The sequence below is a fragment of the Streptomyces daliensis genome (assembly GCF_054782395.1).
The window spans coordinates 1-25345 of sequence record NZ_BAAGSO010000119.1 but is presented as its reverse complement, the minus strand read 5'-3'; the positions used below and the strand labels follow the sequence as shown (position 1 = coordinate 25345).

Annotated in this window: 21 protein-coding genes and 1 pseudogene; 14 read left to right on the top strand and 8 right to left on the bottom strand. The window is 73.0% G+C overall.

Features of this window, described 5'->3' with window-relative positions:
* Nucleotides 1–29: 29 nt before the first annotated feature.
* Nucleotides 30–1526 carry an aldehyde dehydrogenase gene (locus ACYVOO_RS33555; protein WP_461019499.1) on the top strand — a complete coding sequence of 499 codons (1497 nt, stop codon included), beginning with the start codon at nt 30–32 and terminating at the stop codon, nt 1524–1526.
* Between the two features lie 5 nt (nt 1527–1531).
* The gene (locus ACYVOO_RS33550) at nt 1532–1768 is read left to right on the top strand and encodes a ferredoxin (RefSeq protein WP_461019498.1); all 237 of its coding nucleotides are present in this window, start codon (nt 1532–1534) and stop codon (nt 1766–1768) included.
* Nucleotides 1769–1914: 146 nt separating this feature from the next.
* On the opposite strand, the gene ACYVOO_RS33545 is transcribed toward ACYVOO_RS33550, so the two are convergent.
* The 6 genes from ACYVOO_RS33545 to ACYVOO_RS33520 form a co-directional block, all read right to left on the bottom strand.
* The gene (locus ACYVOO_RS33545; RefSeq protein WP_461019497.1) at nt 1915–4134 is read right to left on the bottom strand and encodes an NADP-dependent isocitrate dehydrogenase; all 2220 of its coding nucleotides are present in this window, start codon (nt 4132–4134) and stop codon (nt 1915–1917) included.
* A 210-nt stretch (nt 4135–4344) separates the two neighbouring features.
* Entirely contained in the window at nt 4345–5370 is a 1026-nt protein-coding gene (locus tag ACYVOO_RS33540) for a DUF2891 family protein (RefSeq protein ID WP_461019655.1), read from the bottom strand.
* A gap of 77 nt (nt 5371–5447) precedes the next feature.
* Nucleotides 5448–6134, bottom strand: a complete 687-nt coding sequence (gene pcp / locus ACYVOO_RS33535) for a pyroglutamyl-peptidase I (protein ID WP_461019496.1) — start codon at nt 6132–6134, stop codon at nt 5448–5450.
* Between the two features lie 59 nt (nt 6135–6193).
* Nucleotides 6194–7162 (bottom strand): DUF979 domain-containing protein, encoded by a 969-nt coding sequence (locus tag ACYVOO_RS33530; RefSeq protein ID WP_461019495.1) that lies wholly within the window; start codon nt 7160–7162, stop codon nt 6194–6196.
* Nucleotides 7159–7869 carry a DUF969 domain-containing protein gene (locus tag ACYVOO_RS33525; protein WP_461019494.1) on the bottom strand — a complete coding sequence of 237 codons (711 nt, stop codon included), beginning with the start codon at nt 7867–7869 and terminating at the stop codon, nt 7159–7161. The genes ACYVOO_RS33530 and ACYVOO_RS33525 overlap by 4 nt, the downstream gene beginning before the upstream one ends.
* A 262-nt stretch (nt 7870–8131) precedes the next feature.
* The gene (locus ACYVOO_RS33520) at nt 8132–8842 is read right to left on the bottom strand and encodes a GntR family transcriptional regulator (RefSeq protein ID WP_461019493.1); all 711 of its coding nucleotides are present in this window, start codon (nt 8840–8842) and stop codon (nt 8132–8134) included.
* 80 nt (nt 8843–8922) lie between these two features.
* Between ACYVOO_RS33520 and ACYVOO_RS33515 the strand changes: the two genes are divergently transcribed.
* The 7 genes and pseudogenes from ACYVOO_RS33515 to ACYVOO_RS33485 all read left to right on the top strand — a co-directional run bounded on the left by ACYVOO_RS33515 (nt 8923) and on the right by ACYVOO_RS33485 (nt 18636).
* Complete coding sequence (locus ACYVOO_RS33515; protein ID WP_461019492.1) at nt 8923–9693, top strand: LamB/YcsF family protein; 771 nt, start codon at nt 8923–8925, stop codon at nt 9691–9693.
* Nucleotides 9690–10322 (top strand): annotated as a pseudogene (locus tag ACYVOO_RS33510) (5-oxoprolinase subunit B family protein); the annotation flags it as partial. The gene ACYVOO_RS33515 and the pseudogene ACYVOO_RS33510, both read left to right, overlap by 4 nt.
* 210 nt (nt 10323–10532) lie before the next feature.
* A complete protein-coding gene (locus ACYVOO_RS33505; protein WP_461019654.1) occupies nt 10533–11450 on the top strand; it encodes a 5-oxoprolinase subunit C family protein in 918 nt (305 codons plus the stop codon).
* Between the two features lie 257 nt (nt 11451–11707).
* A complete protein-coding gene (gene lanKC / locus ACYVOO_RS33500) occupies nt 11708–14476 on the top strand; it encodes a class III lanthionine synthetase LanKC (protein WP_461019491.1) in 2769 nt (922 codons plus the stop codon).
* Between the two features lie 27 nt (nt 14477–14503).
* Nucleotides 14504–14626 (top strand): SapB/AmfS family lanthipeptide, encoded by a 123-nt coding sequence (locus ACYVOO_RS33495; protein ID WP_453350889.1) that lies wholly within the window; start codon nt 14504–14506, stop codon nt 14624–14626.
* Nucleotides 14627–14810: 184 nt separating this feature from the next.
* Nucleotides 14811–16661 (top strand): ABC transporter ATP-binding protein, encoded by a 1851-nt coding sequence (locus ACYVOO_RS33490; RefSeq protein ID WP_461019490.1) that lies wholly within the window; start codon nt 14811–14813, stop codon nt 16659–16661.
* A complete protein-coding gene (locus tag ACYVOO_RS33485) occupies nt 16654–18636 on the top strand; it encodes an ATP-binding cassette domain-containing protein (protein ID WP_461019489.1) in 1983 nt (660 codons plus the stop codon). The genes ACYVOO_RS33490 and ACYVOO_RS33485 overlap by 8 nt, the downstream gene beginning before the upstream one ends.
* Before the next feature lie 54 nt (nt 18637–18690).
* On the opposite strand, the gene ACYVOO_RS33480 is transcribed toward ACYVOO_RS33485, so the two are convergent.
* Nucleotides 18691–19323 (bottom strand): LuxR C-terminal-related transcriptional regulator, encoded by a 633-nt coding sequence (locus ACYVOO_RS33480; RefSeq protein ID WP_453350892.1) that lies wholly within the window; start codon nt 19321–19323, stop codon nt 18691–18693.
* A gap of 183 nt (nt 19324–19506) precedes the next feature.
* Nucleotides 19507–20136 carry a TetR family transcriptional regulator gene (locus ACYVOO_RS33475; protein ID WP_461019488.1) on the bottom strand — a complete coding sequence of 210 codons (630 nt, stop codon included), beginning with the start codon at nt 20134–20136 and terminating at the stop codon, nt 19507–19509.
* A gap of 266 nt (nt 20137–20402) precedes the next feature.
* Between ACYVOO_RS33475 and ACYVOO_RS33470 the strand changes: the two genes are divergently transcribed.
* The 5 genes from ACYVOO_RS33470 to ACYVOO_RS33450 all read left to right on the top strand — a co-directional run.
* A complete protein-coding gene (locus ACYVOO_RS33470) occupies nt 20403–21908 on the top strand; it encodes a glycosyltransferase family 4 protein (protein ID WP_461019487.1) in 1506 nt (501 codons plus the stop codon).
* Between the two features lie 140 nt (nt 21909–22048).
* On the top strand, nt 22049–22879 hold the full coding sequence (locus ACYVOO_RS33465) for a class I SAM-dependent methyltransferase (RefSeq protein ID WP_461019486.1): 831 nt from the start codon (nt 22049–22051) through the stop codon (nt 22877–22879).
* Nucleotides 22876–23943, top strand: coding sequence for a prenyltransferase (locus ACYVOO_RS33460; protein WP_461019485.1), 1068 nt, complete (start codon nt 22876–22878; stop codon nt 23941–23943). Before ACYVOO_RS33465 ends, ACYVOO_RS33460 begins: the two co-directional genes overlap by 4 nt.
* Before the next feature lie 106 nt (nt 23944–24049).
* A complete protein-coding gene (locus ACYVOO_RS33455; protein WP_461019484.1) occupies nt 24050–24631 on the top strand; it encodes a hypothetical protein in 582 nt (193 codons plus the stop codon).
* The coding region (locus ACYVOO_RS33450; protein WP_461019483.1) for a putative T7SS-secreted protein at nt 24628–25345 on the top strand (718 nt) is incomplete at its 3' end. The genes ACYVOO_RS33455 and ACYVOO_RS33450, both read left to right, overlap by 4 nt.

Below are 25345 nucleotides of genomic sequence, written 5' to 3'. Positions count from 1 at the left end.
CAGTGGCAGTCAGCGTGGGAGGCAGGGCCATGACCGACCTCATCGAGCACGGACAGCTCTACATCGGCGGCAGGATGACCGACCCGGCCGGTACGGACACCATCGAGGTGGTCTCGCCGCACAGCGAGCAGGTCATCGGACGGGTGCCGCACGCCTCGCGGGAGGACGTGGACCGCGCCGTCGCCGCCGCGCGCGAGTCCTTCGACTCCGGGGTCTGGGCCGACCGCCCCCTGGCGGAGCGGATCGAGGTCGTCACCCGCATCAAGGATGCCATCGCCGTGCGCAGCGACGAGATCGCCCGGATCATCAGCTCCGAGAACGGCACCCCTTACACCTCCGGCGTGATGGTGCAGTCCCTCGCCGCGATGATGGTCTGGGACTCGGCCCTCACCGTCGCGCGCGACTTCCCCTACGAGGAGCGCAGGGCCGGGGTGCTCGGGCCGCTGCTCGTGCGGCGCGAGCCGGTCGGGGTCGTCGCGGCCGTGGTCCCGTGGAACGTCCCGCAGTTCACGGCGGCGGCCAAGCTCGCGCCCGCGCTGCTCGCGGGCTGCTCGGCCGTGCTGAAGGTCTCGCCGGAGACGCCGCTGGACGCGTACGTACTGGCCGAGATCGCCACCGAGGCCGGGCTGCCCGAGGGCGTGCTGTCGATCCTGCCCGCCGACCGCGAGGTGAGCGAGTACCTGGTCGGGCACCCCGGCGTCGACAAGGTCTCCTTCACGGGCTCCGTCGCCGCCGGCAAGCGGGTCATGGAGGTCGCCGCGCGCAACCTCACCCGCGTCACGCTGGAGCTGGGCGGCAAGTCGGCCGCCGTCATCCTGCCCGACGCCGACCTCGACGCGGCCGTCGCGGGCATCGTGCCCTTCGCGTGGATGATCAACGGCCAGGCGTGCGTGGCCCAGACCCGCATCCTCGCGCCCCGCAGCCACTACGCGGAGATCGCGGACCGCTTCGCCGCCGCGGCATCTGCCCTGGTCGTCGGCGACCCCATGGACCCGGCCACCGAGGTGGGCCCGCTCGTCGCCGAACGCCAGCGGCAGCGCTCCCTCGACTACATCGCGCTCGGCCAGGAGGAGGGCGCCAAGGTCCTCACGGGCGGCGGACGTCCGGCCGCGCAGTCCACCGGCTGGTACGTCGAACCCACGCTCTTCGGCGAGGTCGGCAACGGGATGCGGATCGCCCGCGAGGAGATCTTCGGGCCCGTCATCTGCCTCATCCCCTACGAGGACGAGGCGGAGGCGGTGCGGATCGCCAACGACTCCGACTACGGGCTCTCGGGCAGCGTGTGGACGGCCGACGTCGCGCACGGCACGGACATCGCGCGCAGGGTCCGCACCGGCACGTACTCGGTCAACACCTTCAGTCTCGACATGCTCGGCCCCTTCGGCGGCTACAAGAACTCGGGCCTGGGGCGGGAGTTCGGGCCCGAGGGCTTCGGCGAGTACTTGGAGCACAAGATGATCCACCTCCCGGCCGACGGGGGCGGAGCCGGAGCCGGAGCCGGGGCCGCGGACGGGGCGGAGGGCTGAGCGCGATGGGGGACCGCTGGCACGTCGAGGTCGACCGCGGCCTGTGCATCGGCTCGGGCATGTGCGTCGGCACTGCGCCCGAGGACTTCCGGCTCGACTCCGCCCGCCAGTCGTGCCCGGTGACCCCGGACCGCGACCCCTCGGAGACGGTGCTGGAGGCGGCCGAGGGGTGCCCCGTCGAGGCGATCACGATCACCCTCGCGGACAGCGGCGAGGCGGTGTTCCCGCCGGAGGACGACTGACCGGCGCCTTGGCCGGCCCTGAGCGCCTGTGGGGGCGGGAGGAAAGGAAGGGGCCCCGGGCCGCCGTCGTCGTGGACGGTCGGGCCGGGGCCCCTTCCCTCACGCGTGTGACGTCGCGACGCCGTGACGTCGCGCGCTCGTCATCGTCAGCCCAGCGAGGCGAGCGCCTCGTTCAGGGTCTTCGACGGGCGCATCACGGCCGCCGCCTTCGCCGTGTCGGGCTGGTAGTAGCCGCCGATGTCGGCGGGCGAGCCCTGCACGGCGATCAGCTCGTCGACGATCGTCTGCTCCTGCTCGGCCAGCGTCGCGGCGAGCGCCGCGAACGCCTCGGCGAGCTGAGCGTCGTCGGTCTGCTTCGCCAGCTCCTGTGCCCAGTACAGGGCGAGGTAGAAGTGGCTGCCGCGGTTGTCGATGCCGCCCAGCTTGCGGCTCGGCGACTTGTCCTCCTCCAGGAAGGTCGCGGTCGCGCGGTCGAGCGTGTCGGCGAGGATCTGGGCGCGCGCGTTGCCCGTCGTCTGCGCCAGGTGCTCGAAGCTGACGGCCAGCGCGAGGAACTCGCCCAGGCTGTCCCAGCGCAGGTAATTCTCCTTGACGAGCTGCTGCACGTGCTTCGGCGCCGAGCCGCCGGCGCCGGTCTCGAACAGGCCGCCGCCGTTCATCAGCGGGACGACCGAGAGCATCTTGGCGCTCGTGCCCAGTTCGAGGATCGGGAACAGGTCGGTCAGGTAGTCGCGCAGCACGTTGCCGGTGACCGAGATCGTGTTCTCGCCCCTGCGGATGCGCTCCAGGGAGAACGCGGTCGCGTCGGTCGGGGACATGACCTCGATGCGCAGGCCCTCGGTGTCGTGCTCCGGGAGGTAGCGCTCGACCTTCGCGATCAGGTTCCGGTCGTGCGCGCGGCCCTCGTCCAGCCAGAACACGGCCGGGTCGCCGGTCGCGCGGGCGCGGGTGACGGCCAGCTTGACCCAGTCCCGGATCGGCGCGTCCTTGGTCTGGCACACGCGGAAGATGTCGCCCGCGCTGACGGTCTGCTCCAGCAGGGCCTCGCCCTTGCCGTCCACGACCCGCACCGTGCCGGTGGCGGGGACCTCGAAGGTCTTGTCGTGGCTGCCGTACTCCTCGGCCTTCTGCGCCATCAGACCGACGTTGGGCACCGAGCCCATCGTCGAGGGGTCGTAGGCGCCGTTGGCGCGGCAGTCGTCGATGACGACCTGGTAGACGTCCGCGTAGCTGCTGTCCGGGATGACGGCGAGGGTGTCCTGCTCCTGGTCGTCCTTGTTCCACATGTGGCCCGACGTGCGGATCATCGCGGGCATGGACGCGTCCACGATGACGTCGCTCGGCACGTGCAGGTTGGAGATGCCGCGGTGCGAGTCGACCATGGCCAGGTCCGGGCCCTCGGCCAGCTCGGCGTCGAAGGACGCCTTGATGTCGGCGCCCTCGGGCAGCGACTCCAGGCCCTTGTAGATGCCGCCGAGCCCGTCGTTCGGGGTCAGCCCCGCGGCGGCGAGCTTGTCGCCGTACTTGGCGAAGGTCTTCGGGAAGAAGGCGCGCACCACGTGGCCGAAGATGATCGGGTCCGAGACCTTCATCATCGTGGCCTTCAGGTGCACCGAGAACAGCACGCCCTCGGCCTTGGCGCGGGCGACCTGCTCCTTGAGGAACTCGCGCAGCGCGCCGACGCGCATGACGGCGGCGTCCACGACCTCGTCGGCCTTCACCGGCACCGACTCGCGCAGCACGGTGGTGTTGCCGTCGTCGCCCACCAGCTCGATGCGGAGGGCGCCGTCCTCGGCGATGACCACGGACTTCTCGGTGGAGCGGAAGTCGTCGGCGGCCATGTGCGCGACGTTCGTCTTCGACTCCGGGGTCCACGCGCCCATGCGGTGCGGGTGGGCCTTCGCGTAGTTCTTGACGGAGGCGGGGGCACGCCGGTCGGAGTTGCCCTCGCGCAGCACCGGGTTCACGGCGCTGCCCTTGACCTTGTCGTAGCGGGCGCGGATGTCGCGCTCCTCGTCGGTCTTCGGGTCGTCCGGGTAGTCAGGGAGTGCGTAGCCCTGCTCCTGGAGCTCGGCGACGGCCGCCTTGAGCTGCGGGATGGAGGCCGAGATGTTCGGCAGCTTGATGATGTTCGCCTGCGGCGTCTTGGCCAGCTCGCCCAGCTCGGCGAGCGCGTCCTCGACGCGCTGGTCCTCCGTCAGCCACTCGGGGAAGCCGGCGATGATCCGCCCCGCCAGGGAGATGTCGCGGCTCTCGACACCGACCCCGGCCGTCGAGGCGTACGCCCGGGCCACGGGCAGGAACGAATACGTCGCCAGCGCCGGGGCCTCGTCAGTTTGCGTGTAGATGATGGTCGAGTCAGTCACCGATACTCCGCTTCACGTCTACATCGTCTCGATATCAAGATATCTCGTGGGCGGCCCTCCCGGACACCGCCCCCCGTGTCGGGTTCCCCGGCGGTTCGCGACGGGGCCGTGGCGGGGCCGTGACAGGGGTGCGGAGGGGTGTGACGGGGGCTGACGGGGCCCGGGTGCGGGTCGGGCGCCTGGGGCGGACGGCTGGATCGGCCGCCGGTGTCAGGCGCCGGGGGCCGCCTCCAGGGCGAGCGTCGCGAACGTGGCCAGCCAGTGGTCCGTGGTGAAGTCGCCCGAGTCCGTCGCGGGGAGCCCGGCGGCGAGGTGGGCACGCGCGTCGGCCGCGAGCGTACGGGCCCGCGCGTCGCCCTGGGGCAGGGCGTCCGCGAGGGAGCTGAGGGCGGCGGCGCGGCTGAGGCAGAGGCCGAGGAGATGGCCGATCTGCGGGTCGGCGGGGTCGGAGATCCTGGGCGGGGAGAGGAGGGCGGGGGCGGGCGCGTCACCGGAGCCGTCAGGGGCCCTGGACGCGGACAGCTCGGGCAGGAAGTCCGTCAGCCACCGCGCGAACTCGTGACGCGGCAGCACCCTGCGCATCGCGTCCGCCTCGCACAGCAGCGGGGACAGGAAGTCCTGGCCCGAGGGCTCCCAGCGGGTGGCCGCGCCGTGGTCGTCGAGGAACCAGGTGCGGAGCCGGTCCACGACGGGCTCCGTCAGCTCGGGGAACCCGGCAGCGTCCGCGCTGTCCAGGACCAGGCCGAGCGCGAAGGCGCTGTTGGCGTGGGTGCCGTGGCGCACGGGATAGGTGGCCTTGGGGAGCCAGGCGAGCAGGAGGCCGGCCGCTGCGCGTGCGGCGTCGGTGAGCGGCGCGGACCACCGCTCCACTCCGAGAGCGGTGCTCTCGGCGGTGAGCGCCAGCAGCCACGCCCACCCGTAGGGCCGCTCGAAGGAGGGATGGGCCCGCAGATAGGCGGCCTCGGCCGCCAGCGCCTCCGGCGTCAGATGCGCGTCCAGCGCGTCGGTGACCGCGCCCGTGTCGATGTGCTCGGGGTACCGGCGCAGCAGCCGCACCAGCAGCCAGTGCATGTGCACCGACGAGTGCCAGTCGTAGGCGCCGTAGAACGCCGGGTGGTACGCGCGGGGCGGCACCAGCTCGTCCGGCGAGGCGATCAGATGGGCCGGGGCGTTCGGGTACTCACGGGTGACGTTGGCGAGGGCCAGCCGCGCGAACGCGCCCGCGCGGGCGGCCAGCTCGGCGCGTCCGCCGTCGCCGCTCGGCGTGCCGGTGGTCGTGCCGCTGGTCGCATCGCTGCTCGTGCCGTCGGGGCTCAATGGGTCGCTCCGCCCGTGACGCGCAGGTCGGTGGTCGTGGTGAGGGCCGCCGTGACGATCGCGGAGAGCCCGGTGGCGATGTCGCGCACGGACATCGACGGCGCGGCCCGGTCCACGACCTGCTCCGGCACGTACGGCACGTGCACGAAGCCGCCGCGCAGCGCGGGGCGCTCGGTGGCGATGAGGTGGGCGAGCCCGTAGAAGACGTGGTTGCACACGAACGTGCCCGCCGTCTGCGAGACGGCGGCGGGCACGCCCGCCTCGCGGGCCGCGGCCACGCACGCCTTGAGGGGGAGCGAGGCGAAGTACGCGGCCGGGCCGCCCTCGACGACCGGCTCGTCGACGGGCTGACGGCCCGCGTTGTCCGGGATACGGGCGTCGTCCACGTTGACCGCGACGCGCTCGACGGTGAGCCCGTGCCGCCCGCCCGCCTGTCCGACGCAGAGCACGAGATCCGGCGACGTGGCCTCGACCGCGGCACGCAGATCCTCGATGGCGGTGCCGAAGACGCAGCTCAGCTCGGCCGTGGCCAGGTCCACCCCGGCCGGGGGCGCCTCGGCGAGGCTGCGGACGGCCAGCCACGAGGGGTTGACGGTCTCCCCGTCGAACGGCTCGAAGCCGGTGACGAGGACCTTGGCGGGGGAGGGAGGGGAGGAAGGGGAGGACGGAGAAGGGGAGGGCATGGGTGCGGGCGCTCCGTAGGTGCTCGGGGGGCCGGGGCCTCTGGGAGGAGCCGGAGGGGCTAGAAGGCGAAGAAGTAGATGAGGAGGATGTTGCAGCCCAGCATGGCGGCGGCCGTCGGAGCCTGCGCCTTGATCGGGCCGTACTGGTCCTTCAGCTCCAGCAGTGCCGCGGGCACCAGGTTGAAGTTCGCGGCCATCGGGGTGCACAGGGTGCCGCAGAAGCCGGCGAGCATGCCGATGGCGAGCACGGCGGCGGGGTCGCCGTTCATCTGCTCGATCAGGACGGGCCAGCCGACGGCCGCCGTCATCACGGGGAAGGCGGCGAAGGCGTTGCCCATGATGATCGTGAAGATGGCCATGCCGCCGCAGTAGAGCGCGACGGCCGCGAGCCGCTGCCCGTCGGGGAGGATGGACTCGGTGATCTTCCCGACCTGGGTACCGACCCCGGCCGCACCGAATATGGAGCCCAGGACGGCCAGCAACTGCGGCAGCAGCAGGGCCCAGCCCATCGACTCCAGCAGCCCGCGCCCCGCGTGGATCGGCACCGAGACCTTGCGCTCGCGCAGCACCCACATGCCGACGGCGAGCGCGGCGATGGCACCGAAGCCGAGCCCGAGGATCGTCTCGCTGCCCTCCTCCAGGATCGGTTCGCCCCCGATGCGCCACTTGGCGACCAGGACCGCGCAGATCACCGCGACGACGGGGATGGTGAGCGCGGGGATGAAGAGCTTGTTGCCCCAGCGCGCGGCGAGCGCGGTGCGCTGCTCCTCGTTCGTCGTCCTGGGCGTGCCCTTCCCCGTGAGGTTGAAGCCGCCGAGACAGATCATGACGAGGACGGCGACGCCGAGGGGCTCGGCAGGTGCCGTCTTCTCGACGACCCACGTGCTGTAGACGAAGCAGACGCCCAGCAGGCCCCAGAAGGCGGCGGAGCCGAAGCGCTTGGGGTTGGTGCTGTCCCTGACCATCTGAAGGGCCATCACGAGGAACGCCGCACCGACGAGCCAGAAGAACCACTCGGACTTGATCACTTCGCGGTCTCCCCGGCCTGCTCGGCGTTGGCGGTGACGAGGTCGCGCTCCAGAGTGCGGTCGAGTCGCAGGAGGCGCGCGCCGTGGATGAAGAAGGCGCACACGGCGCTCGGTATCGCCCACAGGGCCAGGTGCAGGGGCTCCAGATGGGTGTCGTACGTGCTGTTCACCAGCCCGGTGATCAGCAGGATGGAGCCGATCGCCAGGAAGCAGTCCTCGCCGAAGAAGAGGCCCACCGTGTCGGCGCCCGCCGAGTGGGAGCGGACCTTCTCGCGGATGCGCTGCGGAAGCGCGCGGCCCCCGTTGGAGCGCTCGGCCGCCGCCTCCGCCATGGGCGCGATCATCGGGCGGACGCTCTGGGCCGGGCCGCCGATGGTCTGGAGGCCGACGGCGGCCGTGAGCTGGCGCAGCAGCAGATAGAGGGTGAGGAAGCGGCCCGTGGTGAGCTTGCCGAGCTTGCCGATGAGGGTGCGGGCCTGCTGCTGGAGGCCGTTGCGCTCCAGGAGGCCGATGACGGGCAGGGTGATGGCGAAGATCGTCACCGAACGGCTGGTCGCGAAGCTCTCGCCGAACGTCCGCAGGATGTCCAGCGGGGAGAGCCCGCCCAGCAGTCCGGTGGCGATCCCGGCCACCCCGACCACCAGCAGGGGATTGCGTCGTGTGGCGAATCCGAGGATCACCACGAGGACGCCAAGCAGAACGATCATGCGTTCCGGGCCTTCCGTGCGTGGGGCGCCTCAGCGATGTGTGAACGACGAGCGTGAGGCGAGTTGCACGGAGGCTAGAGGATCGTTGAACGATCCGACAAGAGTCTGTGACGCATTTCTGTTGCGTCAGGAGTGGGCGTGTGGATGCGAATGCGGCCGGAGGGGCGGTTTCGCGGCCGGGCACGCGACCTGGGCCCCGTGAAGGGGGAGGAGGGAAAGGGGGAAGGGTGAGGGGTGCGGGCGGCGGGGGCGCGTCGGCGCTTCAGCGCGCGGAGGTGTCGGGGTGCTCCGGGTACGCCTCGATCAACTGTCGCCTGGAGTCCTCCAGGTAGAAGCCGAGCAGCCGCTCGGCCGTCGCCGCGTCGCCCGCCTCCAGGGTGTTCAGGATCTCGCGGTTCCTGGTCAGGTAGGGCTCGTGGAAGCGGCGCGGGTCGTCCATGACGTGGAAGGCCAGCCGCAGCTCGGCCAGGACGCCGCGCATCAGATCGTCCGTGCGGTCGCTCTCCGCGAGCCCGGCGAGCGCCTGGTGGAAGCGGATGTTGGCCGTCGAGCAGCCCTTCCAGTCGCCCCGCGCCGCGGACTCCTCGCCGTAGCGCACGGCGGCCGCCACGTCGGTCAGCCGGTACGGCGCCGCGTCCAGGCCGCGGACGGCGGCGCACTCCACGAGGCGCCTTACGCGGTAGATGTCCACGATGTCCGCCGCTGTGAGGACGCGCACGAAGGTGCCCTTGTTGAGCCGGTGCACCAGCAGCCGTTCGTGCGTGAGCAGCCGGAAGGACTCGCGCAGTGTGTTGCGCGAGACGCCCAGCGCCCCGCCGATGCGCTCCTCGGAGAGCCGTACGCCCGGCCGGAAGAGGCCCTGCGCGATCCGCTCGCGCAGGACGCCCGCCACGCGCTCGGCCGTGCTGGTGCGGCCCAGTAGTGCGCGGTCGGCGGCCAGTTCGGACAGCCCGAGTGCGGTGTCGGCGGTCATGGGGCCAGTCAAGCCGAGAAATCAGCACGAAACAACAGACCCCTTGCCGGATCGTTCAACAATCGCTTACGTTTCTCCGGATGGACGGGATCATCGACCTCAACGCCGACCTCGGTGAGGGCTTCGGCCGCTGGCAACTCACCGATGACGAAGCCCTACTGGCCTCGGTCACCAGCGCCAATGTCGCCTGCGGCTTCCACGCGGGCGACCCCGCCACCATGCGCCGGGTCTGTGAGCGGGCCGCCGAGCACGGGGTACGGATCGGCGCACAGGTCTCCTACCGCGATCTCGCCGGGTTCGGGCGCCGCGCCATGGACGTCCCCGCCGACGAGCTGACGGCGGAGATCGCGTACCAGATCGGCGCCCTCGACGTCTTCGCCCGCGCCGCCGGGACCCGCGTCAGCTACGTCAAGCCGCACGGCGCGCTCTACAACCGCGCCGTGCGCGACCGCGAGCAGGCCGCGGCCGTCGTGGCGGGCATCCGGCTCGCTGGCGCCACCCTCGGCCCGCTCCCCGTCCTGGGCCTGCCCGGCTCCGAGCTGCACGCGGCGGCCGAGGAGGCGGGGCTGCCCACGGTGCGGGAGGCGTTCGCCGACCGCGGCTACCGCCCAGACGGCACCTTGGTACCGCGCAGCGAGCCGGGTGCGGTGCTCACCGACGCCGACCAGGTGATCAAGCGGTCCGTCGGCCTCGCGCGCGACGGCGAGGTGACGGCGGCCGACGGCCGGGCGCTGCGGATGCGGGCCCGCTCTCTGTGCGTGCACGGTGACACCCCGGACGCCGCGCGGCTGGCCCGGCGCGTCAGGGAGGAGCTGACCGCGGCGGGGGTCGAGGTCCGGGCCTTCGCATGACCGACGCCCCTTCATCTCCCGGGTCCGTCACTTTCGCGGCTGCCTCTCCCGGGGACACCGCCCCCGTCATCCTTCCGGTGGGACGGCACGGACTCCTGGTGGAGCTGCCCACAGCCGAGGCCGCCGAGGCGCTGCACGCGGAACTGCTGCGCCGCCGCGCCGAGGGCACGCTCGCGCCGCTGCGCGAGATCGTGCCGGGTGCCCGCACCGTGCTGCTCGACGGGCTGACGGACCCCGGCAGACTGGCGGCCGAGCTGCCGGGCTGGCGGATACCGCCGCTCGACCAGGGCGCGGGGGCCGCCGTCGAGATCCCCGTCCGCTACGACGGGCCCGACCTGGCGGACGTCGCCCGGCTGTGGGGTGTCGCGCCCGGCGAGGTCGGGCGGCTGCACGCGGCGACCGAGTTCCGGGTGGCCTTCTGCGGCTTCGCGCCCGGCTTCGGCTATCTGACGGGGCTGGACGAGAAGTACCACGTACCCCGCCGCTCCAGCCCGCGTACCAAGGTCCCGGCCGGCGCTGTAGGGCTGGCCGGCGGCCACACCGGCGTGTATCCGCGCTCCTCGCCGGGCGGCTGGCAACTGATCGGCACAGCGGTGGACACCGTCCTGTGGGACCCGGACCGTGACCCGGCGGCCCTGCTCGCTCCGGGCACCCGCGTCCGCTTCGTTCCGGCACGGGAGACACGGGAGACGCTGACGGTCACGTCCGCTCCGGGTTCCGGTTCCGCTTCAGGGGCCGACGCCGCCGGGTCACCCCAGCCCGCGCCCGTACCCGTACCGGTGTCCGAGCCCGAACCCGAGGCCGAGGCCGAGGCCGAACCCGAGCCCGGACCCGAGCCCGTGTCCACCCCTGCCCCCGAAGCCGCCCCCGCCGCCCCCGCCCTCCACGTCGTGCGGCCCGGCGCCCTCACCACGGTGCAGGATCTGGGGCGGCCGGGGCACGCCCATCTCGGCGTCCCCCGTTCCGGTGCCGTGGACGAGCCCGCGCACCGGCTGGCCAACCGCCTCCTCGGCAACCCGGAGACCGTCGCCACGCTGGAGACCACCCTCAACGGCTGCGCGGTGCGGGCGCTTTCCCCCACCGTCGCCGTCGTCACCGGAGCACCCTGCCGGGTCACCGTCGACGGTCGGCCCGCGCCCTGGGGCCTCCCGGTGCGCCTGCCCGCCGGAGCCGTGCTGGAGGCGGGGCCCGCGACGTACGGGCTGCGTTCCTACGTCGGCTTCGCGGGTGGCGTGGAGGCGAAGCGCGTGCTCGGCAGCCGTGCCACGGATCTGCTCTCAGGGCTCGGTCCCGCGCCGCTCGCCGAGGGTGACCGGCTCCCGCTGCGCCCCACCCCTTCGGGGGAGCGCGCACCCGTGTGCGCCGCCCCCGCCGACGCGGCGCCCTGGCAGGCGCCGCCACGCGAACTGGTGCTGCCCGTCGTCCTCGGGCCGCGCGCCGACTGGTTCACCGAGGGCGCACTGCGCACCCTCACCAGCGGCGACTACCGCGTCTCCTCCGCGAGCAACCGCATCGGCCTGCGTACCGAGGGTCCCTTCCTTGAGCGTGCGTACGAGGGCGAACTGCCCAGCGAGGGCATGGCACTCGGCGCGGTGCAGGTGCCGCCCGAGGGGCGGCCCGTGGTCTTCCTCGCCGACCACCCCGTCACCGGCGGCTATCCGGTGATCGGCGTCGTACCGGAGCCGGATCTGGCCGCCGCCGCGCAGGCGCTGCCCGGCACGCCGGTGCGGTTCACCCTGGTGCGACGGGCGGCGTGAGCACACCGGGCGGCGTACGGACGTGCGCCGCCGCCTCCCCGCGCCACCCCGCGCGCGCCGATACCTGTACCGGGGGCCCGGTATGTGACCCGGCAAATAACACAGTGTGGCCCAGTGCGGTCAAGGGTGTTATTCGGATGTCGTGGCGGTAATCTTCCGTTACTCATGAGTTCTTCACAGTCGCTTTATGACAGACGTGACTAGTCCCCCTTCCAGGCAGCGTGGAATTCTCGTCACGTGCTGCCCGAGGGGGGACGATGGACAAGCGGTACGAGGTATTCTGCCTCGCGGATAGATATTTCTATGAAACACCGGACCGCTTGTCCGCCGCCACGGACGCGGCGGACGCCGCCGCCACCACCGCGACGGATTCCGTGGAATCTCCGGAATCCCAGGGTGTCCAAGGCTCCGGAAGCGTCTCGCCCGACGCCTTCCCCACAGCTCGCCGCCCGGTTCCCGAGGGCTGGCGGAGCACCCGATCGGGGGACTGGCTCGAACTGAGGCCCGTAGAGGGTGAATTCCCCCTCCAGGGCTGGAAGATTCACGCGTCGGCCTGTCTCGGCAACGCGGACGCCGTCGCCGCCGCCGTCAGCGCGTACTGCATTCCCCGCGGTATTCCCTTCAAGTTCGTCCCGGACCGCACCCTGCTCTATCTGCGGAATGCGAAGTACGCGGGACGCGGAACGAGCGGGAAATTCGCAACTATCTATCCGAACGGCGAGGAACAGCTCCGCACCGTGCTCACCGAGCTGGGCGAGGTGCTCCACGGCGAGCAGGGCCCGTACATCCTCACCGACCTGCGCTGGCGCGAAGGGCCGCTCTACGTGCGCTACGGGGGCTTCGCGCCGCGCTTCTGCCTCGACGCCAAGGGCACCCTCGTGCCCGCCATCGAGGACGGCGAGGGGCGGCTCGTCCCCGACCGCAAGGACCCGGCGTTCCACGTACCGGACTGGGTGACGCTGCCCGACTTCCTCACCCCGCACCTCGACGCGCGCGCCGCGTCCACCGTCGCCGACCTGCCGTACCGCATCGAGCGCGCCCTGCACTTCTCCAACGGCGGCGGCGTATACGGCGGCACGGACCTGCGTACCGGGGATCAGGTCGTCCTCAAGGAGGCCCGTCCGCACGCCGGGCTCGCCGCCGACGGCGCCGACGCCGTGACCCGCCTGGAGCGCGAGAAGGAGGCGCTGGACCGGCTGGCCGGGCTGGACGTGGTCCCGGGCGTACGCGACTGGTTCACGCTCGACGGGCACCGCTTCCTGGTCATGGACCACCTCCAGGGCCAGACCCTCAACGCCTTCTTCGCGCAGCGCCACCCGCTGCTCGCGGCCGAGCCCGACCCGGAGGCCGTCGAGGAGTACACGCGGTGGGCGCTGCGGATGCACCGCCTCGTGGAGGACGCGGTCGAGGCCGTGCACTCCCGTGGCGTGGTCTTCAACGACCTGCACATGTTCAACATCATGGTCGCGCCCGACGAACAGTCCGTCGCGCTCCTGGACTTCGAGGCGGCGGCCCTCGCGGCAGAGAACCCGCGTCAGATCGTCGCGCACCCCGGCTTCATCGCGCCCGTCGACCGCACGCGCTACGACATCGACCGCTACGCGCTGGCCTGTCTGCGCCTCGCCCTCTTCCTCCCGATGACCACGCTGCTCGCCGTGGACCGCCGCAAGGCCGCTGACCTCGCGCGGATCGCGGCTGAGCAGTTCCCCGGCATACCCGAGGACTTCCTGGCCGAGGCGGTCGCCACGATCGAGGGACCCGTCGAAGGACCCGCGCACGAGGAGGCGCCCCGCGATTCGGCCCGCCCCCGCGTGCGGCGCGCCGCCCGGCTCACCGTCGAGCCCGCCGACTGGCCCGCGGCCCGCGACTCCATGGCAGCCGCCATCCTCGCCTCCGCGACGCCGGACCGCGACGACCGGCTCTTCCCCGGCGACATCAGCCAGTTCAGCGACGGCGGCGGCCTCGGCCTCGCGCACGGCGCGGCCGGAGTCCTCTACGCGCTCGCCGAGACCGGCGCGGGCAACTACCCCGAGGGCGAGGAGTGGCTGCTGCGCCACACCGACCCGTCCCCGGCACCCGGCGGCGCGCCCCGGCTCCCGCGCGGCACCCCGCTCGGCTTCTACGACGGGCTCCTCGGCGTCGCCTTCGTCCTGGACCGCCTCGGCCACGCCAAGCGCGCGCTCGAACTCGCGGACCGCGTGCTCGACGAGAAGTGGCAGCGCCTGGGACTCTCGCTGCACAGCGGCCTCGCGGGCCTCGGCCTCGCCCTCGACCAGCTCGCCGCCAGCACGGGTGAGGGCTCCCTGCACACCCGCGCCATGGAGGCGGCCCAGCTCCTCGCGGCCCGGCTCCAGGAGGGCACCGGCGAGCACCGTCCGGCCCGCGCGGGGCTGCTGCACGGCACGACGGGCCCGGCGCTGCTGTTCCTGCGGCTGTACGAGCGCCACCGCGACCCCGCGCTGCTCGACCTCGCGGAGGAGGCGCTCCAGCAGGACCTGGCGCGCTGCGTCGTGGACAGCGGCGGCACCTGGCAGGTCGACGAGGGCACGCGCACCATGCCGTACCTGGGCGCGGGCAGCGTCGGCATCGCGACGGTGCTCGACGACTACCTCGTACACCGGCCGCACCAGCCCGACTTCGAGCGGGCCCGCGCTGGCATCCTGCCCGCGGCCCGTATGCGCTACTACGCGCAGCCCGGCCTCTTCCAGGGGCGGGCCGGAATGCTTCTCCACCTGAGCCGGACCACCACCCCGGGCGCGACAGCCGCCGATCTGGACGCACAGCTCGCGGGCCTCGCGTGGTACGCGATGCCCTACGAGGGCCAACTGGCCTTCCCCGGCGACCAGATGATGCGCCTGTCGATGGACCTGGCCACCGGAACGGCGGGCTGCCTGCTCGCCGCCGGTGCCGCCGCCACCGCCCGGCTCGGCGGGCAGCCCGTCGGCCTGCCCTTCCTTCCGCCGCCACCCGGCGGCCCACAGACCGGTCCCTTCGGGGGCCGTACCGGAGCACCACCGTCCCCATGAGCAACAACGAAATCGAAAGGAATCACCATGAGCCTTCTTGACCTTCAGACCCTTGAGCCGGAAGAGCGGACCGGCGGCGGCGACGACAGCAGCGCCAGCCTCCTCCTGTGCGACAAGCACAGCTCCCACAGCACCCTGCTGTGTCTGTGAGTCGTCACTGCGACTCATGCCTCTCCGCAACTGTCTGACAGTCGCGTGAGGTGATATGTCCGGCGGCCCCGGGCGGTGGCGTCAACCCCGCCCGGGGCCGTCTTCATGGCCCGACGGTGGCCGACGGCGACGGTCGACGTCGACGGCCCGGCCGCCATGTGAACGACGAGGTGCGAGGAGGGAGATGGCGAGCGCCACACCCCGCGAGGACGACGAAGGCACCGGGCCCGTGCCCGAGGGAACCGGCGCCGTCGGAACCCGGGCCCGTGACCGGGTCGCCGACCGGCTGCTGCTCGCCGCGGGACGGCACAGCGCCCTCCGTACGACCGTGCTCTGCCTCACCTCCGCCACGGCGGCGGGCGCCAACCTCGCGCTGCCCGCAGCCCTCGGACACACCCTCGACCTGCTGCTCGCGACGGGCCGCGCCGACGGCGGCGCCACGCCCTGGATCGCGCTCTGCGCGGCCCTCACCTACGCGCTCGTCGTGCTCGACGCACTGGACACGGTGCTCACCGGCACGCTCAACTCCCGTACCACCGCCTGGCTGCGCACCCGGCTGCTCGACCACGTCCTCGCCATCGGCCCCGGCCCGGCGGCGCGCTTCGGGCCCGGCGATCTCGTCACCCGGTCCACGGGCAACGCGGCGCACGCGGGCACCGCGCCCAGCGCCGCGGCCTCGACGCTCGCCGCGCTGGCCACGCCGCTCGGCGGGCTCGTCGCGCTCGCGCTGCTCGACCCGCGCCTCGTCGCCGTCTTCCTCGCGGGCACCCCGGTCCTCTTCCTCCTGCTGCGCGCGTTCTCCCGTACGTCGTCCGACAGCGTGGCCCGCTACCAGGAGGCGCAGGGCCGCATCGCCGCCAGGCTGGTGGAGGCGCTGGGCGGCGCCCGTACGATCGCGGCGGCCGGTACGTGGCGGCGCGAACGCGACCGGGTGCTGGAGCCGCTGGCCGAACTCAGCGGCGAGGGCCACCGGATGTGGCGGGTGCAGGGCCGGGCCACGGCGCAGGCGGCCGTGCTCGTGCCGCTGTTGCAGATCGCCGTCGTCGCGGTCGGCGGAGTGCTGCTGGCGGCGGGCGAGCTGAGCGTGGGCGGGCTGCTGGCCGCGGCGCGCTACGCGGTGCTCGCGGCGGGCGTCGGCGTGCTCGTCGGGCAGCTCAACGGGCTCGTGCGCGCCCGCGCCGCGGCCCGCCGCCTCGCCGAGGTGCACGAGGTGCCCGCCCTCGCGCAGGGCCACCGGGCCCTGCCGGCCGAGGGGCCGGGCGCGCTGGAGCTGCGCGGCGTCCGCGCCACGCGCGGGACGCGCACCGTGCTGGACGGGGTGGACCTGATGGTGCCGGGCGGGCGCACGGTCGCCCTCGTCGGCCGCTCTGGCTCGGGCAAGTCCCTGCTGGCAGCGCTGGCCGGACGGCTGGCGGAACCGGAGGCGGGGCGGGTGCTGCTCGACGGGGTGGACCTCGCCGAACTGGACCGGGCCGAGCTGCGCCGCGCCGTCGGCTACGCCTTCGAACGCCCCGCGCTCCTCGGTGGCACCATCGCGGGCACGATCGCCTTCGGGCCCGACGGCCTGGATGGTGCAGGGGACGCGCGGCACGTGAACGTGCCGGAGCGGGTGGCCGCCGCCGCGCGCGCCGCGTGCGCCGACGACTTCATCCGCACCCTGCCGGACGGCTACGGCACCCCCTGCGCCGAGGCCCCGCTGTCGGGCGGCGAGGTCCAACGCCTGGGCCTGGCCCGCGCGTTCGCGCACGACGGCAGACTGCTGATCCTGGACGACGCGACGTCCAGCCTCGACACGGTCACCGAACTGCGCGTATCCGAGGCGCTGTTGAACCCGCCCGGCGACGCGGGCCCCCGCACCCGCGCCCGCACCCGCCTGATCGTCGCCCACCGCGCCTCCACGGCGGCCCGCGCCGATGTGACCGCCTGGCTCGACGGAGGCCGCGTCCGCGCCCTGGGCCCGCACGAGCGGCTGTGGCAACTCCCCGAGTACCGCGCGGTGTTCGGCGAGGGCGGGCCGGAGGTGGCCGGTGCGTAGGGCGGCGCGGAGGCACGGCCTCGTCGCCGACGGCACGCGCTTCCTGCTGCGCAGGCCGAGGGCGCTGTGGGCGCTCGCCGGGTGGTCGGTGCTGGAGGCCGGGCACACCTTCACCCTCGGCTACGGGCTCGCCCGCGCCCTCGACGACGGCTTCCTCGCCGCCCGCCCGGCCGTGGGCCTGGCCTGGCTGGGCGTCGCCGGGTGCGGCGTCCTGGTCGGCGCGCTGGGCACGGGGCGCGTGTACCGCGCCGTCGCGGCACTGGCCGAGCCGCTGCGGGACGCGCTGGTGCGACGGGTCGTCGCGCGCGGCCTGAGCGAGGCGGTCGGCGTGGGCGTGGGCGTGGGCGTCGGTGCCGGTGTCGGCGCGCCGGACACGTCCGCGGCGGAGGAGCGCCCGCGCCCGCCCCGTACCGGCGCACGCAGCGGCACGCCGAGCGGGGAGACCGCCGTCGTCTCGCGGCTGACGCACCAGGTGGAGATCGCCCGGGACAGCTTCGCAGGACTGGTGATGGTGGCCCGCTCCTTCCTCTTCACCCTCGTCGGCGCGCTGACCGGGCTGCTGTCACTGGCACCCGAACTCCTGCTGGTCGTGCTGCCCCCGCTCCTCGCGGGGCTCGTCCTGTTCGCCGTGACGCTGCGCCCGCTCGCCCGCCGCCAGCGCGCCTTCCTGGTGGCGGACGAGGGCATCGCGGACGAACTGGGCGCGTCCGTCGCCGGGCTGCGCGACGTGGTGGCCTGCGGCGCAGAGGAGCCGGTGCGCCGTGCGGCGCTGCGCCGGGTCGAGGCCGAGCGCGGGGCCGCCGACGCGCTCGCCCGCTGGAGCGTCGCCCGCGCCCTGGCGCTGGGCGTCGGCGGCAGGCTGCCCGTCGTGCTGCTGCTCGTGCTGGCGCCCTGGCTGCTCTCGCGCGGCGTGACGGCGGGCGCGCTCGCGGGCGCGCTGACCTATCTGACGCAGTCGCTGCTGCCCGCGCTCCAGAGCCTGGTGCACGGTCTGGGCGGCGCCGGGGCGCGGCTGGCCGTGGTCATCGGCAGGCTGACGGGCGAGGACACCCCGCCGGACCCCGCCCGTCAGCCTGCCCAGGACCCCGCCCCGGACCCCGTACCCGTGCGCACCGTCCCCGCCGAGGTCCGCACCCCCGGCCCCTCAGCCGACCCCGCCCCCGACCCCACCCCTGACCACGCACCCGCGCTCGAACTGCGCGGCGTGACCTTCGCGTACGGACCCGGTGCGCGCCCCGTCCTCGACGCGCTGGATCTGACGCTCCCCGCAGGCGGCCACCTCGCGGTCGTCGGGCCGAGCGGAGCGGGCAAGTCGACGCTCGCGTCTCTCGCCGCGGGGCTGCTCGACCCCGGCGCCGGGGAGATCCGGATCGCCGGGCACCCCGTACAGACGTGCGACGATCCAAGACTTCTGGCACAAAAGAGGGTGCTGATTCCGCAAGAGGCGTACCTGTTCTCGGGGAGCGTGCGGGACAACCTCGGCTATCACTGCTCCGATTCCTACGGGCCGGATGCCACCCCCCCTAAGCCGTCGGACGTAGAAATCCTCACCGCTGCGGACGCACTGGGCGCGGGTGATCTCGTGCGGCGGCTGGGCGGGCCCGGCGGGCCTGTGGAGCCCACCGCGCTCTCGGCGGGGGAGCGGCAGTTGCTCGCGCTGGTGCGGGCCCATCTCTCGCCCGCGCCCCTGATGCTGCTGGATGAGGCCGGAAGTCAACTGGACGCGGTGGCCGAAGCGTGCGCTGAGCGCGCTCTCGCCAGACGGCCGGGCGCGCTCGTCGTCATCGCGCACCGTGTCAGCTCGGCGCTGCGTGCCGACCGGGTTCTCGTGCTGGACGGCGCACGGACCGACCTCGGCACCCACGCCGAACTCCTGGAGCGATCACCGCTCTACCGCGATCTGGCCGCCGTATGGGCGCCTCGCACGGCTTCCCCGCGCCCGCCGGGCCCTGCCCGTCCACACGCCCAGAGATGAGCGTCCAGGGCCCCGCGTGGCCGGTATGTGCCGCGGACATGGCCCACTCGGCCCCTAGAGCCAGCCCGCGCCCTGGGATATGCGGATGGCGTCGACCCTGTTGCGGGCCCCGGTCTTACGGGTGATGGAGGAGATGTAGTTGCGCACGGTGCCGTCCGACAGGCTCAGCCTGCGCGCGATCTCCCCCACGGACGCGCCCTCGGCGGCCACGGCCAGGACGCTCAGCTCCCTCGGCGTCAACGGCACTTCGGAGGCCCGTAAGAACGCCGCGGCCAGCGAGTCGTCGATGAAGCGCTTGCCCTGGGCGACGTGGCGGATGCCCGTCAGCAGCCGTTCAGGGGCCGCGTCCTTGCCGACGAAGCCCAGGGCGCGCGCGTCCAGCGCCCTGCGCAGGGCGCCGGGGCGGCTCTCGCTGACCAGCGCCAGCACCCCGCAGCGCCCGCGCCCGCGCCGGTTCCCGTACTCGTCGGCCGAGGTGAAGCGCGGCAGCGCCGCCATCTCCTGGAGCGCCGAGGCACCGGAGGAGTCCGCGTCCACCACGCACACGTCCGTGGGCGAGGAACGCGCGTAGCCCAGTGCACCGCCCCAGGGCGTGGACTCGATGGCCATGTCGTGCGCTTTGCCCACCAGCGCGGCCAGCCCCGATCTGAGAAGCCTCACATCGTGCACCAGCAGAACCCGAATCACGCCCACCCCTCCAGCCTCGCGGCTCGGCATGCCTACCGAATACGGGTCAATACATACATCCTCGGCGGCGAGGGGAGACGCGTAGATTTGGCCACGACGGTGCAACAGGGGGCGCACGGGGGCGGCGCGGGAGGAAACACTTCACGCCCCCGAGTTTCACGGCCGCGTGAGCGGTCATCCGACCTAGTTAGGGCCGCGCTCCGGATCCGTGACGTCGATGAGCCCGCACACCGTCTCGATGTCGATCTTCACCTGGGCGATGGAGGCCCGCCCCGAGAGCCAGGTGATCAGGGCCGAGTGCCAGGTGTGCTCGATGACGCGTACGGCGGAGAGCTGCTGGGGCGTGGGCGCCGACTCCAGGCCCATGGCGTCCAGGATGATCGCCGTCGTCAGCCGGGACACGGTGTCCACCTCCGGGCTGACGGAGCGGTCGGCGAAGGTGAGCGCGCGCACCATCGCGTCGGCGAGGTGCGGTTCGCGCTGCATCGCGCGGAAGGCGCGCATCAGGGTCTCGGCGACGCGGGCCGCCGAGCCCTCCTCGGACGGCGGGCGCTTGTGCAGCGTCTCGTGCATCTGCTGGAGCTGGTCCTGCATGGTCGCGACCAGCAGATGGATCTTGGAGGGGAAGTAGCGGTAGAGGGTGCCCAGCGCGACGTTCGAGGACTCGGCCACCTCCCGCATCTGCACCGCGTCGAAGCCGCCGCGCCGTGCGAGCTGCGCGCTCGCGTGCAGGATGCGGCGTCGCCTGGCCTCCTGGCGCTCGGTCAGGGGAGGGGAGGCAGGGGAGGCGGACGGCTTCGGCTGTGTCGTCATGTGTCCCCGTTTCCGTGCGTGTTTCCGTGCGTTCCGGGCCCTGCCGGGCGAGAGTGCCTCCCTGGTGAAACCGGGGGCATCCTCGCAGCCGGTCAGGGGGTGGCGCGAATCACCTGCTCCGGCCCCGCCCGATAAGTGACTGGCCGGTAAATTCTTAGCCTGTGGATGGCTCATGATCCGCTCGGACCCGGCCATCCTGAAACTTGTTCTAGGTTAGCGCGAGCGGTTACGCTCCGGCGAAAGTGCAGTGATGAAGGGGGCCGCGAGTGACCGCAGAGGCCGTACAGGACACCGGGTCCGGCCCCCGAACGGGGCCCGGCGCGCCCGGAGGCGGTGACCAGCGCCCCCTGCGCATCGCCATGCTGACGTACAAGGGGAACCCCTTCTGCGGCGGACAGGGTGTCTACGTACGCCACCTCTCCCGCGAACTGGCCAGGCTCGGCCACACCGTCGAGGTCATCGGCGCGCAGCCCTACCCCGTGCTCGACGAGGGCGTCACGCTCACCGAGCTGCCCAGCCTCGACCTCTACCGGCAGCCCGACCCGTTCCGCACGCCCAAGCGCGGCGAGTACCGGGACTGGACCGACCTGCTGGAGGTCGGGACGATGTGGACCGGGGGCTTCCCCGAGCCGCTGACGTTCTCCCTGCGCGCCCGGCGCCATCTGGCCGCGCGACGCGGTGAGTTCGACGTCGTCCACGACAACCAGACCCTCGGCTACGGGCTGCTCGGCAACCTCGGCGCACCTCTCGTCACCACCATCCACCACCCCATCACCGTCGATCGGCGACTGGACCTGGACGCGGCGCAGGGCTGGCGGGCGCGTGCCTCGGTGCGCCGCTGGTACGGCTTCACGCGGATGCAGAAGCGCGTCGCGAAGCGGCTGCCCTCCGTGCTCACCGTCTCCGGCTCCTCGCGCGGGGAGATCACAGGGCACCTCGGGGTGCGCCAGGACCGCGTCCACGTCGTCCACATCGGCGCCGACACCCGTCTCTTCGCACCCGACCCCGCCGTGGCCGAGGTGCCGGGGCGGATCGTGACCACCTCCAGCGCCGACGTTCCGCTCAAGGGCCTTGTGCACCTGGTGGAGGCCCTCGCGAAGGTCCGCACGGAGCGCGAGGACGCGCACCTCGTCGTCGTCGGCAAGCGGCCCGAGGAGGGGCCGGTCGCGGCGGCCGTCGAGCGCTACGGGCTGGCCGGCCGCGTCGAGTTCGTCAAGGGCATCAGCGACGCGGAACTCGCGGGCCTGGTGCGCTCGGCCCAGGTCGCCTGCGTCCCCTCCCTCTACGAGGGCTTCTCTCTGCCCGCCGCCGAGGCCATGGCCACGGGCACCCCGCTGGTGGCCACCACCGGGGGAGCCATCCCGGAGGTCGCTGGCAAGGACGGCGAGACCTGCCTCGCGGTGCCGCCGGGCGACGCGGGCGCGCTCGCCACCGTGCTGACCCGCCTCCTCGGCGATACGGAACTGCGCGCCCGCCTCGGTGCGGCGGGGCGCGAGCGCGTGCTGCGGCACTTCACGTGGGAGCAGGCCGCGCGGGGCACCGTGGAGCGGTACCGGGCGGCGATCGAGGAGCAGGGCGGGGGCGGCACGGGGGCCGTTGCCCGGTCCCGTCCGGAGCCGGTGCCCGTGTCCGAGCCGGTGTCTGAGTCCGAGCCCGTTCAAGGGAGCGGGTCCGGAGAGGACGCCCCCTCCGGAGAGGACGTCCCCTCCGGAGAGGACGCCCCGTCCGGCGCGGCCGGAGCCTCCCGGCCCGCCGTCGCCGCGGGCGGCTGAGCCTGAGCCCCCTGTCACCACCCCCGTAGGCCGGCCCCCCTCGGCCGACCGACGACCGACGACCGCCGTCCAGAACCGCCCGCCGCCAGGCCCCACACGAGGCCGCACGGGCGCACGTACGAAGGAAGAGGCAGACCCCCGTGCTGACCGTCGACTTCTCCCGCTTTCCGCTCGCCCCAGGTGACCGCGTCCTCGACCTGGGATGCGGCGCCGGGCGGCACGCCTTCGAGTGCTACAGGCGCGGCGCGCGAGTCGTCGCGCTCGACCGCAACGGCGAGGAGATCCGGGAGGTCGCCACCTGGTTCGCGGCCATGAAGGAGGCCGGAGAGGCCCCCGCGGGCGCGACCGCCACCGCCATGGAGGGCGACGCGCTGGCGCTGCCCTTCCCCGACGACAGCTTCGACGTCGTCATCATCTCCGAGGTCATGGAGCACATCCCCGACGACAAGGGCGTCCTCGCCGAGATGGTGCGGGTCCTCAAGCCGGGCGGGCGCATCGCGGTGACCGTGCCGCGCTACGGGCCCGAGAAGGTCTGCTGGGCGCTCAGCGACGCCTACCACGAGGTCGAGGGCGGCCACATCCGCATCTACCGCGGCGACGAACTGCTCCGCAAGATGCGCGAGGCCGGGCTCCGCCCGTACGGCACGCACCACGCGCACGGGCTGCACTCGCCGTACTGGTGGCTCAAGTGCGCCTTCGGCGTGGACAACGAGAAGGCGCTCCCGGTGCGCGCGTACCACAAGCTGCTGGTCTGGGACATCATGAAGAAGCCCCTGGCCACGCGCGTCGCCGAGCGTGCGCTCGACCCGCTGATCGGCAAGAGTTTCGTCGCGTACGCGACGAAGCCGCACCTGCCGCGTACCGAAGCGGCCGATGCCGCTGATGTGGCCGACGCGGCTGACGCGGCTGACGCGGCTGACGCGGCCGACGTGACCCCCGCCGACGCCGTGGCTCAGACGGCGGCGAAGTGACGAGCCCGGAGCGCACGGAGCGGCTCGTCCTCCCCGGAGTGCTGACGGCGGAACAGGCCGTGGAGACCGTCGCCGGGATCGCGGCGGTCCAGCGCGACGACGGGGCCATCCCCTGGTTCCGGGGCCACCACCTCGACCCCTGGGACCACGTCGAGGCCGCGATGGCGCTGGACGCGGCGGGCGAGCACGAACGCGCCGAGGCCGCCTACCACTGGCTCGCGGACCACCAGCTCCCCGACGGCTCCTGGTACGCCGCCTACGCGGACGGCGACGCGGCACGCGCCACCGACCGGGGCAAGGAGAGCAACTTCTGCGCGTACGTGGCCGTCGGCGTCTGGCACCACTACCTGTCCACGGGGGACGACGCGTTCCTGGAACGGATGTGGCCCGTCACCGTCGCCGCCATGGAGTTCGTGCTGCGCCTCCAGCAGCCCGGCGGCCAGATCGGCTGGAAGCGCGAGGCCGACGGCACCCCCGTGACCGACGCGCTGCTCACCGGCTCCTCGTCCGTCTACCAGTCGCTGCGGTGCGCGCTGGCACTGGCCGAGCACCGCGAGGAGCCGCAGCCCGACTGGGAGCTGGCCGTCGGCTGGCTCGGCCACGCCGTGCGCCACCACCCCGAGCGGTTCCTCGACAAGGGGCGCTACTCCATGGACTGGTACTACCCGGTGCTGGGCGGGGCGCTGCGGGGGCCCGCGGCCAAGGAGCGGATCGAGGAGGGCTGGGAGCGCTTCGTCGTCCCCGGGCTCGGGGTGCGGTGCGTGCTGCCGAACCCGTGGGTGACCGGGGGAGAGAGCGCGGAACTGGCGCTCGCGCTGTGGGCGATGGGGGAGTCGGACCGTGCGCTGGACATCCTGAAGTGGATCCAGCACCTGCGTGCCGAGGGCGGCATGTACTGGACGGGGTACGTCTTCGAGGACGACGCGATGTGGCCGCGCGAGCAGACCTCCTGGACGGCGGGTTCCCTGCTCCTGGCGGTCGCCGCACTGGGCGGCGACGAGGCGACGGTCCAGGTCTTCGGCGGCGACTCCCTCCCGGCAGGCCTCTCCCCGGACTGCTGCTGAGGGGGCGGTACGGGGGCGGCCGTGTCGGACCCCTGTGCGATCATGCCGTTCGGATATGCGTTCGGCAAAGGCTCGGTGACCTGGGCGCGCGGGGGCGCGGGTGCGGATGGAGTACGGGGGAGTCGGTGTGACGGGCAAGGACGGCGGTTCGGGCGGGCCGAAGCCGGGTGACGGGTATCGGGTCGAGATCGATTCCGTGCGCCGGATCCTGAAGCCGCTGGAAGAGTCGGTGGTCGCGGCCAAGAAGATCAAGAGCGACTGGAAGCCGATGGCGGAGCTGATCCACGACACGGTGACGATCGACATCGTGTCCCCGGCCGAGGACGTGCTCTCCAAGTGGGGCTTCGGGATGGGCCGGGTCGCGGAGCACACGGAGACGGTGGTGGAGACGCTGCGGCAGGTGATCGCGGCGTACATGCTCGCGGACCTGCTGGCGATCAAGAACTTCTCGCCGACGGCGGACAACATGGCCAAGCTGCCCATCGGCGAGCACGGCATGCGGGCGTGGAAGGAGGGCGACCGTCCCTCCTTCGACCCGCCGCCGGAGATCTACCAGGAGCCGTGGCTCGACGACGACGGCGGTGGCGGTGGTGGTGGCGGGGGCACGGGCGAGCTGCCGACGAACCCGCGCAAGCTGTACGACGGCGGCTGGGTGACCGACGGCGGCGACAAGGGGACGATCGCGTGACGCAGAAGGACGCGGTGGAGGGCGGGGCTGTCGAGCGGATTCCGCCGGGTGCGAAGCCTTCGGATGTGGTCTTCGGGTCGCCGGGTGATGTGGATGATCTGGTCGTCAAGCTGCGGGCGTACGCGGGGGCGTTCAGGGACGGGCTGGCGAAGCTGGACGATTTGTCGTTGCTGGACTGGACGGGTGCGGGTTCGGAGGGGTTCAAGGACGCGACGAGGGCGTTGCCGCGGGAGTTGGAGGCGGCGCGCAAGTATTTCTCCGCGGCGGCGGGTGCGCTGGATGGGTATGCGGAGAAGTTGCGGTCGGTGCAGGGGCGGGTGAAGCCGCTGGTGGAGGACGCGGATGCGGCGCGGGCGGCGTCGAAGCGGTACTGGCGGGAGGTGGATGCGTACAACGTGGCGGTGGAGCGGGGGGATGATCCGTTGCCGGAGCGTCCGGCGGAGGATGATCCGGGGATCGTGGCGCTGAACGCGTGTTACCGGCGGCTGGATCGGCTGGAGGAGGAGCTGGAGGGGGTCGTCTCCTCCTCGAAGCGGACGTTGGCGCGGGCGGCGGAGAAGGCGCCGGACAAGCCGGAGGGGTGGGAGGCGTGGAAGCAGGGCGGCAAGGACTTCCTCGGTGGTGCGGCGGATACCGGGTGGGGGTTGTTCAAGCAGTTCGAGTTCCTGGTCGAGGACGGCGTGGATGGTGCGTCCATGCAGTTGGCGGGGATGG

Excerpts from the sequence above, each read along its gene's own strand:
- lanKC (WP_461019491.1), top strand. The coding sequence starts at position 11,708 with ATGGACAAGCGGTACGAGGTATTCTGCCTCGCGGATAGATATTTCTAT.
- ACYVOO_RS33525 (WP_461019494.1), bottom strand. The coding sequence starts at position 7,869 with ATGATCGTTCTGCTTGGCGTCCTCGTGGTGATCCTCGGATTCGCCACA.
- ACYVOO_RS33475 (WP_461019488.1), bottom strand. The coding sequence starts at position 20,136 with ATGACGACACAGCCGAAGCCGTCCGCCTCCCCTGCCTCCCCTCCCCTG.
- pcp (WP_461019496.1), bottom strand. The coding sequence starts at position 6,134 with ATGCCCTCCCCTTCTCCGTCCTCCCCTTCCTCCCCTCCCTCCCCCGCC.
- ACYVOO_RS33550 (WP_461019498.1), top strand. The coding sequence starts at position 1,532 with ATGGGGGACCGCTGGCACGTCGAGGTCGACCGCGGCCTGTGCATCGGC.
- ACYVOO_RS33490 (WP_461019490.1), top strand. The coding sequence starts at position 14,811 with ATGGCGAGCGCCACACCCCGCGAGGACGACGAAGGCACCGGGCCCGTG.
- ACYVOO_RS33555 (WP_461019499.1), top strand. The coding sequence starts at position 30 with ATGACCGACCTCATCGAGCACGGACAGCTCTACATCGGCGGCAGGATG.
- ACYVOO_RS33520 (WP_461019493.1), bottom strand. The coding sequence starts at position 8,842 with ATGACCGCCGACACCGCACTCGGGCTGTCCGAACTGGCCGCCGACCGC.
- ACYVOO_RS33495 (WP_453350889.1), top strand. The coding sequence starts at position 14,504 with ATGAGCCTTCTTGACCTTCAGACCCTTGAGCCGGAAGAGCGGACCGGC.
- ACYVOO_RS33455 (WP_461019484.1), top strand. The coding sequence starts at position 24,050 with ATGGAGTACGGGGGAGTCGGTGTGACGGGCAAGGACGGCGGTTCGGGC.
- ACYVOO_RS33515 (WP_461019492.1), top strand. The coding sequence starts at position 8,923 with ATGGACGGGATCATCGACCTCAACGCCGACCTCGGTGAGGGCTTCGGC.